The following is a 16,870-nucleotide window of genomic DNA, read 5'->3' as shown; positions in this document are numbered from 1 at the left end:
CAGTAAATAATCAGCTTCACGCGGATTGGCAAAAGAGTCTCTTTTTTATTTTTTTGATATTAACGAAACCGGTTTAGTAAACAGACAGCTGGTATACGATTTTGGTCATTGCACGATAAAAGCAAATAAGGGGGATTTATTATGAAAAAGTACGGATTTATGACAGGGCTGCTGACATTTGCTGTCGTAGCTACAGCTTGTGGAAATGACGGTTCAGAAGGAAATGCAGAGGGAAATAATGAAGCTTCTGCGGAAAATTCCGTCGAGGCAAATGAAGAAGAAGCGGAAGTAACAAGTCTTGGCTCAGAGGAAGCAGAAGTAGAATTATCATTCTGGCTGTTTGGTGCTACCGGGTATCCGGAACTTGCGGAAGAATATGTAGAAGAAAATCCTGAAGTAAGCATCAATTTTCAGGAAATTGATATGGAAGACCACCATAACAACTTTTTCACAGCGCTTTCTGCGGGCAGTGGAGCTCCGGACATGGCAGCTATAGAAGTGTCGGAAATGGACAGCTATAAAGACGCAGAAGATCAATTTATTAACTTAAATGACCTGGGTGCAGAAGAAATTGAAGATGACTATCTGGACTGGGTATGGGAGATCGGCTCCAGCGTAGATGGAGATTTCCAATTCGGCATCCCGACAGATATCGGCCCGACGGTCATGTACTACCGTGCGGATATTTTTGAAGAAGCCGGCCTGCCGTCGGATCCTGAAGAAGTGGAAGCCATGATTGAAACGTGGGATGACTACAGGGAAGCTGCCGACACGATACTTACAGAGACAGGAATTCCAATGGCGGATAACCCGGAAACCGTTTTCAATGCGAAGCGGGACCAGGCTCCTGAATCCTACTTTAATGAGGAAAACGAGCTGATTCTTGATTCTTCTCCTTATGTGAAGGAAGCATACGATGAGGCCGCATCTATGATTCAGAGTGATTATATTGACAACCTTGCCATGTGGACTCCTGAATGGGGCGGCGGTATGGCTGACGGAAGCTACGCAACGCTTTTAGCACCAGCCTGGATGCAGGGAGTAATTAAAGATAATGCTCCGGATGAAACGAACTGGAGAATGGCGACGATGCCTGAAGGTGCAGGCAACTGGGGCGGATCGTGGGTAACTATTCCGGAACAGTCCGAGCACCCGGAGGAAGCTTTTGAATTTTTGACATGGCTCCTTGCACCGGAGCAGCAGATGAAAGCGTACGAAAATATGGGACTTTTTCCTTCCACACCGGAAGTTTACGAGATGGAAGAATTCGTAAATACGACGGATGAATACTTTGGCGGTCAGAATACAGCAGAAATTTTTGCGGAGTCCGCTCTGGAAGTAGAACACGTGCATAAAGGACCTCAGTACGGAGATGTAAATACGGAAATTATCGACGGGCTGTTTAATGTTATGGACGGAGCCGATCCGGAAGAAGAATGGGAAGAGATTCTCCAGCGTACAGAACAAAGACTAGCAAGATAAATCAAACACTTCAGTGGGCATCTGCGGGTGCCCACTGACCTCAATGAGGAGGGAAAACATGTCTGAGCCATATCGAAAAGAAATAGAAGAAAATGAACCGCAGGAAGTAAACAGTCAACCTCCCGGTAACAAACCTGCCAAGAAAAAAGCACGGACATTTTCACAAAAGCAGAGAAACATAGCGTCCGGATACTTATTTATTTCTCCTTTTTACTTACTCTTTGCTGTTTTTGGAATCTTCCCGATTATATTTAGTTTTTACCTGGCTTTTTTCCAGTGGGATGGACTGGGAGATATGAACTTCGTCGGGCTGAACAACTTTGTGATCATTTTCAACGATCCGCTGTTCTGGAAATCCCTTTATAATACGGTCATTATAGGTCTGATGGGAACAGCCCCTCAGTTAATCGTCGCACTGCTGCTGGCATTTGCCCTGAACTCTGTACTGGTCAAGTACAAAGGTATTTTCAGGCTGGCTATCTTCCTGCCTTACGTCACCTCGATTGTAGCAGTGGCCATCGTCTTTAGTGTCCTCTTCAGCAATCAGGAATCCGGTCTTGTAAACTCGTTTATCGGATTGTTCGGATTCGACCCAATTACGTGGACGCGTTCGGAGTGGGGAGCGAAAGTGGCGATTTCTGCGATGGTTTTCTGGCGATGGGTCGGCTACAATACGATTATTTATTTAGCGGGTATGCAGAGTATTCCTAATGACCTGTATGAAGCTGCCAAAATTGATGGAGCGACGCTTCGTCAGCAGATCTGGCATATTACGATTCCGATGCTCAAGCCGTTTATCCTCTTCACAGTGTTTACGGCAACAATTGGAGCGCTGCAGATCTTTGCAGAGCCGCATATTTTCCAGGGGCGCGGTGGTCGTCCGGAAGGTATTACGGTAGTGCTTTACTTATACCGTGATGCTTTTGCAAGCAACTTCTTCGGAACAGCCTCTGCAACAGCAATTGTTCTGTTCTTTATCATTATTGTGTTTGCTTCCGTTAATATGTATTTCGCTAATCGCATAGGTCAGTCCAGTAAGGTGGGTTCAAAATGATGAAATCAGAAAAAAATAAACAGACTGTAGGGAAGATACTTGTCTATTTTGGCTTGATTATCGTAGCTCTGGCTTCCCTGTTTCCTTTTTACTGGATGTTTGTAATGGCTACCAATCCAAACAATCTGATCAATCAGTCTCCTCCTGCCATGGTGCCGGGGTCTGAGCTAGTGGCAAATTTCCAGAAAGTACTGGACAGCATTCCATTTTTTCAGGCGATGCTTAACTCTCTGATCGTTGCCACGTCTGTCACCTTAGGGGTTATTATCCTTTGTTCTCTGGCAGGTTTTGCTTTTTCGAAATTGGAGTTTCCCGGAAGGTCCGTTCTGTTCGTCTTCATTCTTGGAACGATGATGATTCCGCCGCAGCTCGGCTTAATTCCCAGCTACTTTATTATTACCCAGCTGGGCTGGCTCAGTGACCTTAGGGCGGTTATCGTTCCCGGTCTGATGAATGCTTTCGGAATTTTCTGGATGAGACAGTATATTTCGAGCGCTGTGCCGGACGAAATTATTGAAGCGGCAAGAATCGATGGCTGTACGAATTTCCGAATTTACTGGAATATCATTGTACCGACGATTCTCCCGGCATTCGCTACGCTGGGCATTATCGTTTTTATGGCCATCTGGGGAGATTACTTATGGCCGCTAGTTGTGCTGCAGGATCAGTCGATGCATACAATTCAAGTTGCCTTGAGAGCTTTGATGGATGACCGTGTTCGTGATTACGGAATGATTTTATCAGGAACTTTCTGGGCCACGATCCCATTGATCGTCGTATTCCTATTGTTTAACAGATTATTTATTAAGAGCATCACAGATGGCGCAGTAAAAAGTTAATGGTTTGAAATGAAAACAGGTGAATGTTATATTCCCTGTTTTTATTTTATTTAAAGGCAGACCATACCTTCAGGAAGAACAGAAATGGAAAACAGGCCGCTGCAGAGCCCATGGGGCGACTCCGAGGCGAATAAGGACGAGCCGAAGATCCATTCGGCCCGACGGAAGGAAGGACGGAATTAGCTGAGGCCGGCCCGCCCGGAAAGCGTCCCCATGGAAACGAAAGCGCACGTTCATCACTTAACTAGTTTATTTTCAAGGTAGCTATTAATTAAAACGGAGGGTCCCATGTACAAATTAACGAAAGACAAAGAATATAAAATGACAAACTACCGCTCAAAGAAGACATTTTCCAGTTTTCTTCCTGGTCTGGCAGGGGAAAACGGCATACCGATGTGGGCTTTTTATGTGAATCGGGGCCAGGGAATTGCAAGCTTCGGTATTGAAGATAAAAACCATGCTATGATGGAATTTCTGCCTGCGGATAAATCCCTTCAGCTTGTAGAAACAAACGGCTTCCGTACGTTTATAAAACTGCATGAGGAAAGAGGTAATGTGTTTCTTGAACCATTCCGCACATCTGCCATAACTGAAGACGATATAGAAGAAAACATGGTGATCAGCGAAAATAAATTAAAACTGGAATACATAAACAGCCATGCCGGAATCCGGATGGATGTCACCTATTTTATTCTGCCTGAAGAACCAATCAGCGGACTCGTCCGGCACGTTACATTTACAAATATTTCTGATAAACCGAAGACAATGGAAATGCTGGACGGGATGCCTGCCGTGCTTCCGGCAGGGATAAACAATTCAGCTTATAAAGAACTGGGAAATACGCTGAAAAGCTGGTTTGATGTCAGATTTCCTGTCCCGTTTCTTTCTTTTTATACTTTGAGAGGAAGCATGGAGGATACAGCGGAAGTAAAGGAAATCCGGGAAGGAAACTATTTTACGAGCTTTCTCTCTCAGAAAGGGAAGGATGAGCAGCTGGAACTTCTTTTAGATAAAAACTTAATATTTGGATCCGATACTTCTATGCAGGTACCGGAAGCGTTTATCCGCTCAGGTTTATCCGAGCTGAAAAAACAGCCTTCATCCTTCACAAACAAAGTTTCCAGCGGATTTGCGGCTTGGGAAGGTGTTATTGAGCCGGGAGAAAAAGTGGAACTTTTTTCAGCAGTAGGATACGCGGAGGATATAAATGAAGTAAAGAGATTTTTCAGCAAACCGTTGTCAAAAGAATACATGGAGAAAAAAGAGAAACTTGCTGAAAGAATAACAGCGGATTTACTGAAAAAAGTAAATACATCCACAGCCGAACCGCTTTTTGATGCGTATACGAGGCAGTGTTATTTAGACAACGGCCTGCGGGGAGGATTTCCGGAAGTTTTTGAGCACGGAGATAAGAAGAAGGTTTATTACTTATACTCCCGCAAACACGGCGATCTGGAGAGAGACTACAACTTTTTTTCCATCAGCCCGACGTATTACTCTCAGGGAAACGGTAACTACCGGGACATTAATCAAAACAGACGCTGGGATGTATTTTTTGAGCCGAAAATATATGATGCAAATGTCCAGCAGTTTATGAACCTCATTCAGCTTGATGGATACAACCCGCTGCTCGTGGAAGGGGTGCGTTTTGAAATGGATGATCCGGAAACGTTTCCTTTTCATCAATTTGCAGCGCCGGAATTTAATGAAAGGTTAAAACACTTTTTGAAAAATTCCTACACTCCTGGAGAAATTAAGCATTATATTGAAGATGAGGCTATTCCTCTCTTTACTCCCTTTAAAGAGTTATTATCAGCGATTATGACTTCTTCGAGAAACGTTTATCAGGCACGGTTTGGAGAAGGTTACTGGATTGACCACTGGACATATAATCTGGATTTAATCGAAGCTTTTTTATCGATTTATCCGGATAAAGAAGAAGAATTCTTTTTCCAGACGCCTTATGCTTTCTTCAACAGTCCGGCGTTTGTACAGCCGCGGCATAAAAAAATTACAAAAAAAGCAGATAAATGGAGACAGTATGATGCGGTGCTGGAGAGTGAAAATACCGGATCCGGCCAATGGGTGCGGGGAAAATATGGGGAAGGAGAAATTGTGACAGCAAATTTATATTCCAAACTTCTCCTCCTCGCAGGAGTGAAAGTCAGTACGCTTGCTCCTTATGGACTGGGAATCGAAATGGAAGCTGGAAAACCCGGATGGAATGACTCCTTAAACGGTCTCCCGGGTATGATCGGGTCCAGCACACCGGAAATGCAGGAACTTGCGCGGCTGACCACTCTACTTGAGAAGCATCAGTCTCAGAAGGTGGCTCTTCCCGAAGAATCAGGCACTTTTCTCCTGCAGCTTTTGGAGATGATGGAGAAATTCGATCCCGAAGATGAGAAATCTGCTTATTCCTACTGGGATAAAACAGCAGCATTGCGGGAAAAATACCGGGAAACTGTCCGGCATGGGGTCTCAGGAAGGCAAACAACGCTGAAAGAAGAAGATGTACTCAGGCTGCTGCACGCGATGAAAAAAAGAATAGATCAAGGCCGTGAATCGATCCAGAATTACGGTGTGCTTCCTCCGACTTACTTTTATTTTGAAGTGGATAACACGGAAGAAACGACTTCTGGACAAAAAATATGGAAGCCGACAGCGGTGACTCCTTTTCTTGAAGGCATTGTTAAAGCCATGAAAAATGTATCCGGAAAAGAAGAGGCAAAAGCTCTGTATGAACAGGTGAAAAATTCTGCTGTTTACGACAAAAAGCTTGGCATGTATAAAACATCTATGCCGATTGACGCTGAACCGATGGAAATCGGCCGGGCCAGGTCTTTCACTCCGGGCTGGCTGGAGAATGAATCTGTCTTTCTCCATATGGAATATAAATATCTGCTGGAAGTCCTGAAGGCAGATTTAACAGAAGAATTTTATGCCGATGTCCGGCACGCTCTTATTCCTTTTCTGAATCCGGAGACGTACGGAAGGAGTACGCTTGAGAATTCCTCCTTTATTGCAAGCTCAGCTAATCCCGATCCTGCTCTGCACGGCCGTGGATTTGTTTCCAGGCTCAGTGGTTCCACCGTAGAGTTTTTGGATATGTGGATCCATATGATGGCGGGAAGAAAGATTTTCTCTATAAAAAAGGGGGATTTATCGTTCCAGCTTTCACCAAAGCTTCCGGAATGGATGTTTACAGAAGACAATAAGCTCTCCTTTGTTCTTCTTGGTAATTGTAAAGTGACGTATCTTAACTCGTCGCGGAAAAATACCTACGGTGTAAATCACGTTCTGCCAGTTTCCTACCGTCTTATTTATAAATCATCTCAGGAAAAAGTCATAAACAGCCGTGCACTGAAAGGAGAAGAGGCAGAAGATGTGCGGAATGGTCTTGTAGCTGAGATGGAAGTAACTCTCGAATAGCCGTCAATGCCCGCTGTATTTTACGAAAAGCGATGGTAAAGTCAGGTGTCGATAGAAGCAGAAAACTTCATATGGGATCACCTGAGGCCGTGGCACCCGGAAAGTGTCCTCATGGAAACGAAAGCGCACGTTCATCACATTTATACTCTATTTTCAAAGCAGCATGAAGAAAAGGAAGGGAAAAACCCGGAAAAAGGAAGTCAGGTTTAAGAAAGAGAATATAACTACACGAAAATAGTTCTTTCATACCGGGTTTACAGATGTTTTTCTCGTATTTGAAGGCACAATTGTTGTCCGCATCTTCCCAACTCTTTATAGTTAGCATTAATAATAACCGTGATTTCCGGGGAGCCTCAGTGGATAGAGAGCCTGGAACGTTTCCTTCCCCCGAACAGAGGCGGCTGCATGACTCTTTTTGATCCGGAATCCATCTGCGGCTTTCTCAGAAGCGGTATGTATAGAATCTAATCTATAATAAGGAGATGGTGTAGGTGTATGATTTCCTGATTATCGGCGGAGGAGTTGTCGGCACTTTTATTGCGAGAGAGCTCTCACATTATGAGGGAAAGACGCTCCTCCTCGAAAAAGAAAGTGACTTGTCTCAGGTGCAGACGACGCATAACAGTGCGCTTGTCCATCCGCCCGCTATGATCCCCCCGGAAAAAGGAGAACTCAAATCACGTCTCGCCAGGCAGGGCAACGAAATTTATCAGACGGTTGCTGCTAAGTTTGATGTTCCGGTTAATAAAGGTGGAGCTTTTTTAATCGCAAAAAATGAAGCGGAAATCGAAACCCTTTTGGAAATAGAAAAAGCCGCCCGGGAAAGAGGCATAGACGAAGTTCGTTATTTATCAAAAGAGGAGCTCCTCGCAAAAGAACCTAATTTAAATGATGAGATCGCTGCGGGACTGGAAATGCCCTCCGGAATGAGTGCCGATACGTCCGTTTTAACGAAAAAGATTGCTGCTAATGCTGTTAAGAACGGTGCAGAAATTGTAACCGGGGAAAAAGTAAGATCCATTGAATTTGCAGACGATGTTTTTACAGTCAAAACGGAATCGGGTAAAAGCTATCAAAGCCGGTATGTATTGAACGCAGCCGGGGCGCATAACGAAACGATCGCCCGGATGATTGAAGAGGATCCCCCTTACCGGATGCGGCCGCACCGTGGAGAATATATGGTGCTCGATGCTTCGGAAAAAAACTTCATGCGTCATATTATTTATCCGCTTCCGAGTAAAAAGGGAAAGGGGATCCTGATTATTCCCCAGCCGGACGGAACAACAAGGCTGGGACCGACGAGCACGTATCAGGAATCAGTTGACGATACCCCGCTCACCGAAGAGGGGGCTCAGGAAATACGAAGTGAAATAGCGAGCTTAGCCAAAAACGTGCCTTTTGACAAAGTCTACCGCGAATACAGCGGCGTCCGTTCGTCGATCAATCAGGACGATTTTTATATCCGGGCTTCAAAAGAATATCCGTCGTTTATCCACGTAGCCGGTATTGATTCACCCGGAGTTACTTCGTCCCCGGCCATTGCCAAATACGTCGTTGAAGAAATAATCATTCCTCAGGAGCCGCTGCAGAAAAAGGGAAATGTTTATTTGTATGATACTGAATAATAAAACTTATCTGGTTGAAAGAGACTGCGTGATCATTCTTCTGCTCACCGGTAAGGCTTTTCGCGGAGCTGAAGAAGAATAGAGCCGCAGATACGCTTCTCCTTAAATCAGGAATTAACTTAAACAAAATCTGTTTTTAAATCCTTCCCGGCTGGCGGGTGGGATTTTTTCTTGCTTCTTTCCTGATTTTCTATTTAAGGCGCTTGAACGTTCAGGAAAAATCTTCGCAGAAAGAATTTTGATTATTGCTAATTTTCCTGTTAAATAATGATATATTATCAACATGACACAATTCAGGGAAATCGGCTTCAACCAAACATAGAAACTACGATCTACAGCCTGCAGCAGTCATTCCCCGGCTTCTAACGCCGTTTTTGCTCCATCAATCTTTTTTATTCAGGAAAGGGAGTTACGTATGAGTGGAATTCAAAACATAAAAAAGGTGTTAGTCGCAAACCGCGGAGAAATAGCGATTCGTATTTTCAGAGCCTGTACCGAACTGCATATCCGTACCGTTGCTATTTATTCCAAAGAGGATACGGGGGCCTTCCACCGCTATAAAGCGGACGAAGCCTATCTGGTCGGGGAAGGAAAAAAACCGATTGATGCCTACCTCGATATTGAGGGAATTATCGCTGTCGCAAAAGAAAATGATATTGACGCGATTCATCCCGGGTACGGTTTTTTATCCGAAAATCTAGGATTTGCGAAGCGATGCAAAGAAGAAGGGATTATTTTCATCGGGCCGGAAATCAAGCATTTAAATATGTTCGGGGATAAAGTGAGAGCCCGTGCAACAGCACTCGAGGCGGGTCTTCCTGTTATTCCGGGGAGCGAAGGGCCTGTGGACAGCCTCAAAGAAGTCGAGGAATTTGCAGAAGTGTACGGCTACCCGTTTATTATAAAAGCTTCCCTCGGAGGCGGTGGAAGGGGAATGCGTATAGTTAAAGATCCGGCATCTCTTTCGGAATCCTATGACCGGGCGAAGTCTGAAGCAAAATCAGCTTTTGGAAACGATGAAGTGTATCTCGAGAAGTTCGTGGAAAGTCCAAAACATATAGAAGTACAGATCCTTGGGGACACGCATGGAAACGTCGTGCATCTTTACGAAAGGGACTGCTCTGTGCAGAGGCGGCATCAGAAGGTAGTGGAAATCGCTCCGAGTGTTTCTTTAACGGAAGAACTGCGCGAAGCGATCTGTGAAGCGGCAGTAAAGCTCAGTAAAAACATCGGCTACGTAAATGCCGGCACGGTTGAATTTCTCGTAGATCCCCACGGAGAATTTTTCTTCATTGAAGTGAATCCGCGGATTCAGGTCGAACATACCGTTACCGAAATGATTACAGGTTTCGATATCGTTCAGGCTCAGCTCTTTATAGCCGACGGCAAATCGATTCACGGGGACCAGCTGAACATCCCGCAGCAGGAAGAGATAAAAACGTTCGGCTATGCGATTCAATCCCGGGTGACGACAGAAGATCCGGCAAATGGATTTATGCCGGATACAGGAAAAATCATGGCCTACCGATCGAGCGGAGGATTCGGCGTGCGGCTCGATGCCGGCAATGGATTTCAGGGAGCCGTTATTTCCCCGCACTACGATTCCCTGCTCGTGAAAGTTTCGACCTGGTCGCTGACATTTGAAGGAGCAGCCGCCAAGATGCTCCGCAACCTGCGGGAGTTCCGGATACGCGGCATTATTACGAACATTCCTTTTCTGGAAAATCTGGTTCAGCACAAGGATTTTTTAAGCGGAGATTATAACACTTCCTTTATCGACAGCAGTCCGGAGCTTTTTGTTTTCCCGAAACGAAAAGACCGCGGTACGAAAATGCTTACTTTCATCGGGGAAACGATTGTCAACGGCTACCCGGGTCTTGAAAAAATGAAAAAACCGGTCGTTGAAACTCCGCCGGTACCGGTCATACGAAAAACGGTTCCGCCGCTTCGGGGAACGAAACAGATTCTGGACGAACACGGACCGGAGGGGCTGGTTTCCTGGGTGAACGATCAGAAGCAGGTGCTTCTTACTGACACGACGTTCCGGGATGCCCATCAGTCCCTGCTCGCTACCAGGGTGCGGACTCATGATCTACGCAAAATTGCCGGACCGACTGCCCAGATGCTGCCGAATTTGTTTTCGTCGGAAATGTGGGGAGGAGCCACGTTTGATGTGTCGATGCGCTTTCTGCATGAAGATCCGTGGGACCGGCTGCTTCTGCTGAGGGAAAAAATGCCGAATATTTTACTGCAGATGCTTCTCCGGGCTTCCAATGCTGTAGGGTACAAAAACTATCCGGATAACGTCATTAAAGAATTTGTTGAAAAAAGTGCCTCTGCTGGTGTGGACGTCTTCCGGATATTTGACTCGCTCAACTGGCTGCCTGGGATGGAGTCAGCGATTCATGAAGTACGCAGTCAGAAAAAAGTGGCCGAAGCTTCCATCTGCTACACGGGAGATATTCTCGATAAAAACCGAACGAAGTATGACCTTGCTTACTACAGGAAGATGGCCCAATCCCTTGAAGCATCCGGAGCTCACATCTTAGGCATCAAGGATATGGCCGGACTTTTAAAACCGGAAGCGGCCTATCAGCTCATCACAGAGCTGAAAAACACGGTGTCTATTCCTGTCCACCTTCATACGCACGATACGAGCGGGAACGGCATCTTTACGTATGCCCGCGCAATCGAAGCCGGTGTCGATATTGTTGACTGTGCGATCAGTTCCATGGCCGGATTGACTTCGCAGCCGAGTCTGAACAGCCTCTATTATGCACTCAAAGGCAGCGAAAGACAGCCGGATATAGATATAACAGCATTGGAGGAAATAAACGAATACTGGGATTACACGAGGAAATTCTATCAGGGATTTGAGAGCGGTATGAACGCACCTCATACGGAAGTTTATGAGCACGAAATGCCGGGCGGGCAATACAGCAACCTGCAGCAGCAGGCGAAGGCAGTAGGACTTGGAGGACGCTGGAACGATGTGAAAAAAATGTACCGGAGGGTGAACGACATGTTTGGGGACGTCGTCAAAGTAACCCCATCCTCCAAAGTCGTCGGAGATATGGCGCTTTATATGGTGCAGAATGAGCTGACAGAAGAAGATGTCATGCAGAAAGGGAACAGCCTTGATTTCCCGGATTCCGTCGTCGAGTTTTTCCAGGGGTATCTCGGTCAGCCGTATCAGGGATTTCCGAAAAAGCTGCAGGCCGTTATTCTCAAAGGCCGGGAAGCGATAACGAACAGGCCGGGAGAGAATATGGAAGATGTTGATTTTCGAAGTCTGCAGGAGGAGCTGTATAAAGAAGTCGACAGGCAGATTACGAGCCACGACCTGCTTTCCTACGCACTCTATCCAGGCGTCTACATGGAATTTGAACGCTTCAGACAGCAGTTCGGCGAGGTAAGTGTGCTTGATACACCGACGTTCTTTTATGGACTCCGGCTCGGAGAAGAAATAGAAGTGGAAATTGAACAGGGAAAGACGCTGATCGTTAAACTTATTTCTATTTCCAAGCCTCAGGATAACGGTACACGGATCGTCTACTTTGAGCTGAACGGACAGCCCCGGGAAGTGAATATTAAAGACAATGAGGCAGCGGCTGTTGTCACCGAAAGACCGAAAGCCGACAAGAAAAATCCTAATCATATCGGTGCTTCCATGCCCGGAACTGTCATCAAAACTCTGGTAGTGGATGGTGAGAAGGTGAAAAAAGGCGACCATCTGATGATAACGGAAGCGATGAAAATGGAGACTACCGTACAGGCTCCTTTTGACGGCTCGGTTAAAAAGCTTTACACAGAAAGCAAGGATACGATTGAAACAGGAGATCTGCTTATTGAAATGGAAGAGTAAAGGATTTCTATATATATTGAACTTAATAATTAGGTTCCGCTTCTTTAACCAGCCGCTTTCGTTTCCATGGGGACGCTTTCCGGGCGGGCCGGCTTCAGCTAATTCCGTCCTCTCTTTGGTCGGACGGAATGGATCTTCAGCTCGTCCTTGATCGCCCCGGAGGCGCCACATGGGCTCTGCCGCGGCCTGTCCTTCTTTTCCGTTCTTCCGGCAAGAACGTTCTGCCGTTAAAAAGCATAACACTCTTTTTTCTTTCGATAGGGAAGACTGCTTTCGAGGTCAACCATTCTATCAATATAAATATTACGTTTAATTTATATATCTATATAATTGCGAGAGCTCATACGCCTCTCCGGCAACCATCGGGAGTTAAAAACTTCTAATCGCCGGGATCAGGGGAACCGTATGAGCATTCTTTGGTGTTCAAACGGGAGAGATGCGGGTCCTGTTTTCTTAGTTAATATAACAGCTGTCCGTTTTATAAAAGCTTGTACTTTCAGAAGACAAAACGGGATGAAAATGAAAGTATTAGGTACATTATATTAATTTTACTGCACTTAATTAAAGTATTCATTGTTATTTTACATTTTTCGACAGATATTGATTGTAAAATGTAAGCACATAAACCCCCTTCCTTAAATATTATTTAGAATTATCAAAATTTAGTGTAGCGAAGGAATTCACTATAAGATATACTTTAAAAAGGAAATATTAACATAAAAATACATAGGGAGGCGTTTTTATTTGAAGAAAAAAACTTTTTTAGCATCTGCATTGGCTGGAAGCCTTGTATTAACTGCTGTGGCACCATCAGGTTTTGCACATGATGCTATGCAGGAAGGATCCAAAAACTCCGGACTTCTATTTAATGATGAGGCACTCGAAGAGCTTGGAGAGGCAGAGATAAATGGAAACAAGAATCTGAAGTTTCTCCATGAAGCGGCATCAGAGCAGATTAAGGAAGTAGACGGCGTCCAGAACAATACGGCTGATGTTTATGCTCATAAAGGATTTGCCTATCTCGGCACTCATACGGCTAACGGGGCAAACGGCGGTGTGAGAATATTTGACCTGAAGGATCCGGAAAATCCACAGGAAATCGGGCAAATTGCAGAAGATATCCCACAGACATGGCAGGAAAAAGTTATTGTGAAAAGTGTCAATACTCCAGAATTTAAAGGAGATCTGGCGGTTGTCAGCCTTCAGCAGACAAATAGAAACAATGCAGATACGACAGGTGGAGCGCTTCTCTATGACGTAAGTGATCCATACAACCCGGAGCGGCTCGGCTTTTATGAGCTGGATACAAGAATTACCGGCACACACGAGCTGTATCTTACAACGCAGGGGAACAGAGCATTGATGCTTCTTTCCAACCCATACGCTGACTACTATACAGGCGGGGCAGAAAAAGATTTTCAGGTAGTGGACGTAAGCGATCCTGCGAACCCGGAAAAGCTTTGGGAATTTGACCCTCGTAACCTCGAGGAAGTGGCAGAAGACTTCAACGGTTATCACTGGGATTCCCCGGATGGAAAAACACGTCCTGTGTTCAATCACAGCGTAATTACGGATAACAACGGCCAGTACGCCTACGTTTCTATGTGGGATCTCGGCACGGTCATTTTTGACATTCGTAATCCGGAAGATCCGCAGTACGTAGGCCGTACAGATTTTGCCGATGATCAAAAAGGTGCTGCCCACTCTGCTGCACTTGCAAGAGGCGGCAACATACTGATTGAAACCAGGGAAGTTAATAATCCGCACGGAGAAGGATATGAAGATGCCTACGGCTACACCCGCATCTTTGATATTTCCGATAAATCGAACCCGGAGCTCCTCAGCGAGTTTACAACCGACTTAACGTATGATTTTATCGGTAACACGTTTGCCAACACTGTACATGACCCGAAAGTACGCGGCAATACACTTTATCTTTCCTATTATTCAGGAGGAGTGATTTCAGTAGACATCACAGATCCTTCCAATCCAAAGGAAATCAGCCGGTATACGCCGGATGAGTCAAATGTTTGGGGCGTATTCGTAGACCGGAACTACATCCTGGCTTCCGATATGGGACAGGGGCTGAAAGTTCTTCTGAAAAACAATAGCAGCAGCAGCGGGAAAAAGGAAAACTAGATTTTCATAAGGAAGCTGCTGAATAATACCTGTGCCGGCAGTATGTTCCTGAAAACTGTCGTTAAAGCCTCTATCCAGGAAGATCCCGGACAGTATTATTAGAAATTCTCAGTACCGTCATGACTACTTTGTCGTGACGGTATTCTTTTATGAAAAGGCTCTGTTAAAGCTCTGTTTTGTTTTTGGAGTGCCTGCTGCAGCCTCTTTAACACAACTTCATTCGTTAACAAATAGTACAATGGTCAAAAGGAGGCTGAACATGAACCCGAAATTTATGGACAATCCATTTGATGAATTTTTAAACTGTACATACGAAAGAGTCACCGCTGAACATATAAAAGTAACTGTTCCAGTTCAGCCGCTTTTCATAAACAGTGCGGGCGTATTTCACGGGGGTATCATCTGCTCGCTGGCAGACATTGCTATGTGCAACCTTTTTGAATTGGACGAGAATGGTCAGCAGTCGGTAGTAACCGTTGATCTTAAAACGACTTTTATGAAAGGGGCGAGAGGGGACTATCTCATCGGGGATGCTTATTTAGTGAAAAAAGGGAGAACGTTGAATCATACGGATTGCTATATTTATAACAGCGCGGAGGAACTTGTGGCAAAAGTAACCGGTATCCTGGCGAACCGGGAGTGAAGCGGAGATTCGCTGTCTAAAACCGATCCATACGAATCCACTTTATTAGTCACTGATTTATGTGCTCTTTTGAACGCTCTCCGCGGGTCTTGAAATCAACTAATTTAACCTCTGTCAGACGAAATGATTTTCAGACAGCACTTATCCCGGAGAGCATCTCCACGGCGGAGTTGAAGTGGAGTTTTCCATTAACGACAATGAACGTTAATAGATCCAGAAAAGATATCGTTATGAATGTTAGATTGTCCAAAGAGAACTTTTGACGATTTCTCTTTGGAGATTTTGAGGGAATGACGGCTTAAGAAGAGTTTTAAATATTAAAAATGGAGGCGCAGCGTATGTATGAATATAATGTAACTGTCCGTTTTAATGATTGCGATTCAATGGGGCATGTAAATAATACAGCTTATTTTACTTATTTTGAGGAAGCACGGAAAGACATCTTTAAACTATTTAATCCTGCATTGGATATCGATGCATGGAATTTGATCGTGGCGTCCACCCAGTGTGATTTTGTCAATGAGATGAATTACGCGCAGAAAGTATCCGTTTATACATGGATCAGCCGGGTCGGCACATCCAGTTTTACTGTGGAGCATGCTATTCAGGATGACGAAGGGAGATGGACAGCTAGAGGGAAAGCTGTGCTGGCGGGGTATGACTTTGCTGAAAGAAAGACCGTGCCTATTTCCGAACCGGCAGCATCGGAACTGGCTTTACATCAGGAAGGACCGGAGAATGTACCGGAACTAAGAGGATAATTTACTTGAAGGAAATATGGTTGCTGACAGGAAGAAGGGAAGGGCGGTTACTCTTCCTTCTCTTCGTCATTTTTCAGCAGCAGCAGCCCCAATGCACTTACTCCAACAAACAAACCGACAAGCATGAGGTAATCTTCCCTGTAGTTAATCGTTTGAAAGGTGAAAAAGTATACGAGCAGCGCCCCGGTGCTGCCGATCAGATTAATCCATAATAACGGTTTAACAAAATTCATGCTATTCCCCCTTTACAGGCAGATTTAAATATTCGCTTTTTACTACTTTTTCAATAAGGAAGTTCTGGGATTGAAGGGTGTCCATCAGCTGCTTTTCTGCAAAATCCCGTTTTGGAGTGAGAACCAGTTTGTACGGTGTTTTAAAGGCGGCGATGCCCCCGTAAAATCCAGAAAGCTGGCGGATCGTTTCCTGATCCTCTGAAGATGTAGATTTCTTAAAAATAATTTCCATTTATATTACTCCTTTGATGTCCGCACACGGAAAAGGAGTCAGACCACTTACCTGACTCCTTTTCCGTTATTTTACTAATAGTATAGGCGCCTTTACATATTTCATTACTTTATGACTCACACTGCCGAGCACCATCGTCTGGACCCTGCTCCTGCCGCGGCTGCCAAGTATCAGACAGTCAAAGTTGTTGTTATTGGCATACTTAATAATCGTCTCAGCAGGTGGTCCGTGTAAAATAGTAATCTTCGAAAAAATCCCCGCTTTTTTAAATTTTTCTTTAAATACTCCAAGCATCGTTTCCCGTTTTTCCAGTGTCGATTTCGAATCTCCGTGCTGAAGAACGTCTGATTTGGACTTGTTTTCATCCACTACATAAAGAATATCGACACAGACGCTTTTTGTTAGAGCGGCGATTTCTATCGCTTTATCAGCAGCAAGATGGGAATGAGGAGACCCATCTGTGGCTAAGAGAATATTTGAGAGCATCCCAAAAAAACCTCCTCTATAAACCTTGGCAAGGCTTTATTGATAAGCGGAGCTTTTTTAGGTGTTGGTTTTCTCCAGA

13 protein-coding genes are annotated in these 16,870 nt (G+C 44.9%); 10 read left to right on the top strand and 3 right to left on the bottom strand.

Annotated elements, in window-relative coordinates:
• Positions 1 to 141 precede the first annotated feature (141 nt).
• The 10 genes from FTX54_RS10910 to FTX54_RS10865 all read left to right on the top strand — a co-directional run bounded on the left by FTX54_RS10910 (position 142) and on the right by FTX54_RS10865 (position 15,840).
• Positions 142 to 1,482, top strand: coding sequence for an ABC transporter substrate-binding protein (locus FTX54_RS10910; RefSeq protein WP_147804685.1), 1,341 nt, complete (start codon positions 142 to 144; stop codon positions 1,480 to 1,482).
• Between the two features lie 58 nt (positions 1,483 to 1,540).
• Positions 1,541 to 2,536 carry a carbohydrate ABC transporter permease gene (locus tag FTX54_RS10905; protein WP_147804684.1) on the top strand — a complete coding sequence of 332 codons (996 nt, stop codon included), beginning with the start codon at positions 1,541 to 1,543 and terminating at the stop codon, positions 2,534 to 2,536.
• Positions 2,536 to 3,375: a carbohydrate ABC transporter permease gene (locus FTX54_RS10900; protein WP_147804750.1), complete on the top strand. Its 840-nt coding sequence runs from the start codon at positions 2,536 to 2,538 to the stop codon at positions 3,373 to 3,375. Before FTX54_RS10905 ends, FTX54_RS10900 begins: the two co-directional genes overlap by 1 nt.
• 288 nt (positions 3,376 to 3,663) lie before the next feature.
• Complete coding sequence (locus tag FTX54_RS10895; RefSeq protein ID WP_147804683.1) at positions 3,664 to 6,807, top strand: hypothetical protein; 3,144 nt, start codon at positions 3,664 to 3,666, stop codon at positions 6,805 to 6,807.
• Between the two features lie 45 nt (positions 6,808 to 6,852).
• A complete protein-coding gene (locus tag FTX54_RS10890) occupies positions 6,853 to 7,017 on the top strand; it encodes a hypothetical protein (RefSeq protein ID WP_187254627.1) in 165 nt (54 codons plus the stop codon).
• A gap of 281 nt (positions 7,018 to 7,298) precedes the next feature.
• Entirely contained in the window at positions 7,299 to 8,432 is a 1,134-nt protein-coding gene (locus tag FTX54_RS10885) for an NAD(P)/FAD-dependent oxidoreductase (RefSeq protein WP_147804682.1), read from the top strand.
• A gap of 415 nt (positions 8,433 to 8,847) precedes the next feature.
• Positions 8,848 to 12,297, top strand: a complete 3,450-nt coding sequence (pyc, locus tag FTX54_RS10880; protein ID WP_147804681.1) for a pyruvate carboxylase — start codon at positions 8,848 to 8,850, stop codon at positions 12,295 to 12,297.
• Positions 12,298 to 13,041: 744 nt separating this feature from the next.
• On the top strand, positions 13,042 to 14,436 hold the full coding sequence (locus FTX54_RS10875) for an LVIVD repeat-containing protein (protein ID WP_147804680.1): 1,395 nt from the start codon (positions 13,042 to 13,044) through the stop codon (positions 14,434 to 14,436).
• Positions 14,437 to 14,695: 259 nt separating this feature from the next.
• Positions 14,696 to 15,079 (top strand): PaaI family thioesterase, encoded by a 384-nt coding sequence (locus FTX54_RS10870; RefSeq protein WP_147804679.1) that lies wholly within the window; start codon positions 14,696 to 14,698, stop codon positions 15,077 to 15,079.
• A gap of 338 nt (positions 15,080 to 15,417) precedes the next feature.
• Positions 15,418 to 15,840, top strand: a complete 423-nt coding sequence (locus FTX54_RS10865; protein ID WP_147804678.1) for an acyl-CoA thioesterase — start codon at positions 15,418 to 15,420, stop codon at positions 15,838 to 15,840.
• 47 nt (positions 15,841 to 15,887) lie between these two features.
• Here FTX54_RS10865 and FTX54_RS10860 read toward each other — a convergent pair whose 3' ends face one another.
• The 3 genes from FTX54_RS10860 to FTX54_RS10850 form a co-directional block, all read right to left on the bottom strand.
• Positions 15,888 to 16,073 (bottom strand): hypothetical protein, encoded by a 186-nt coding sequence (locus FTX54_RS10860; protein WP_147804677.1) that lies wholly within the window; start codon positions 16,071 to 16,073, stop codon positions 15,888 to 15,890.
• Position 16,074: 1 nt separating this feature from the next.
• The gene (locus tag FTX54_RS10855) at positions 16,075 to 16,305 is read right to left on the bottom strand and encodes a hypothetical protein (RefSeq protein WP_147804676.1); all 231 of its coding nucleotides are present in this window, start codon (positions 16,303 to 16,305) and stop codon (positions 16,075 to 16,077) included.
• Positions 16,306 to 16,371: 66 nt separating this feature from the next.
• On the bottom strand, positions 16,372 to 16,791 hold the full coding sequence (locus FTX54_RS10850) for a universal stress protein (RefSeq protein ID WP_147804675.1): 420 nt from the start codon (positions 16,789 to 16,791) through the stop codon (positions 16,372 to 16,374).
• Positions 16,792 to 16,870 lie beyond the last annotated feature (79 nt).

Origin of the sequence: Alkalicoccus halolimnae (assembly GCF_008014775.2) — a bacterium.
GTDB classification, from domain to species: Bacteria; Bacillota; Bacilli; order Bacillales; family Salisediminibacteriaceae; genus Alkalicoccus; species Alkalicoccus halolimnae.
Note: the sequence above shows the minus strand (reverse complement) of the source record. Positions and strands in the feature narration are given on the sequence as shown.

Coding starts and splice junctions, on each gene's coding strand:
- FTX54_RS10910 (WP_147804685.1), top strand. CDS start 142: ATGAAAAAGTACGGATTTATGACAGGGCTGCTGACATTTGCTGTCGTA.
- FTX54_RS10905 (WP_147804684.1), top strand. CDS start 1,541: ATGTCTGAGCCATATCGAAAAGAAATAGAAGAAAATGAACCGCAGGAA.
- FTX54_RS10900 (WP_147804750.1), top strand. CDS start 2,536: ATGAAATCAGAAAAAAATAAACAGACTGTAGGGAAGATACTTGTCTAT.
- FTX54_RS10895 (WP_147804683.1), top strand. CDS start 3,664: ATGTACAAATTAACGAAAGACAAAGAATATAAAATGACAAACTACCGC.
- pyc (WP_147804681.1), top strand. CDS start 8,848: ATGAGTGGAATTCAAAACATAAAAAAGGTGTTAGTCGCAAACCGCGGA.
- FTX54_RS10870 (WP_147804679.1), top strand. CDS start 14,696: ATGAACCCGAAATTTATGGACAATCCATTTGATGAATTTTTAAACTGT.
- FTX54_RS10865 (WP_147804678.1), top strand. CDS start 15,418: ATGTATGAATATAATGTAACTGTCCGTTTTAATGATTGCGATTCAATG.
- FTX54_RS10860 (WP_147804677.1), bottom strand. CDS start 16,073: ATGAATTTTGTTAAACCGTTATTATGGATTAATCTGATCGGCAGCACC.
- FTX54_RS10855 (WP_147804676.1), bottom strand. CDS start 16,305: ATGGAAATTATTTTTAAGAAATCTACATCTTCAGAGGATCAGGAAACG.
- FTX54_RS10850 (WP_147804675.1), bottom strand. CDS start 16,791: ATGCTCTCAAATATTCTCTTAGCCACAGATGGGTCTCCTCATTCCCAT.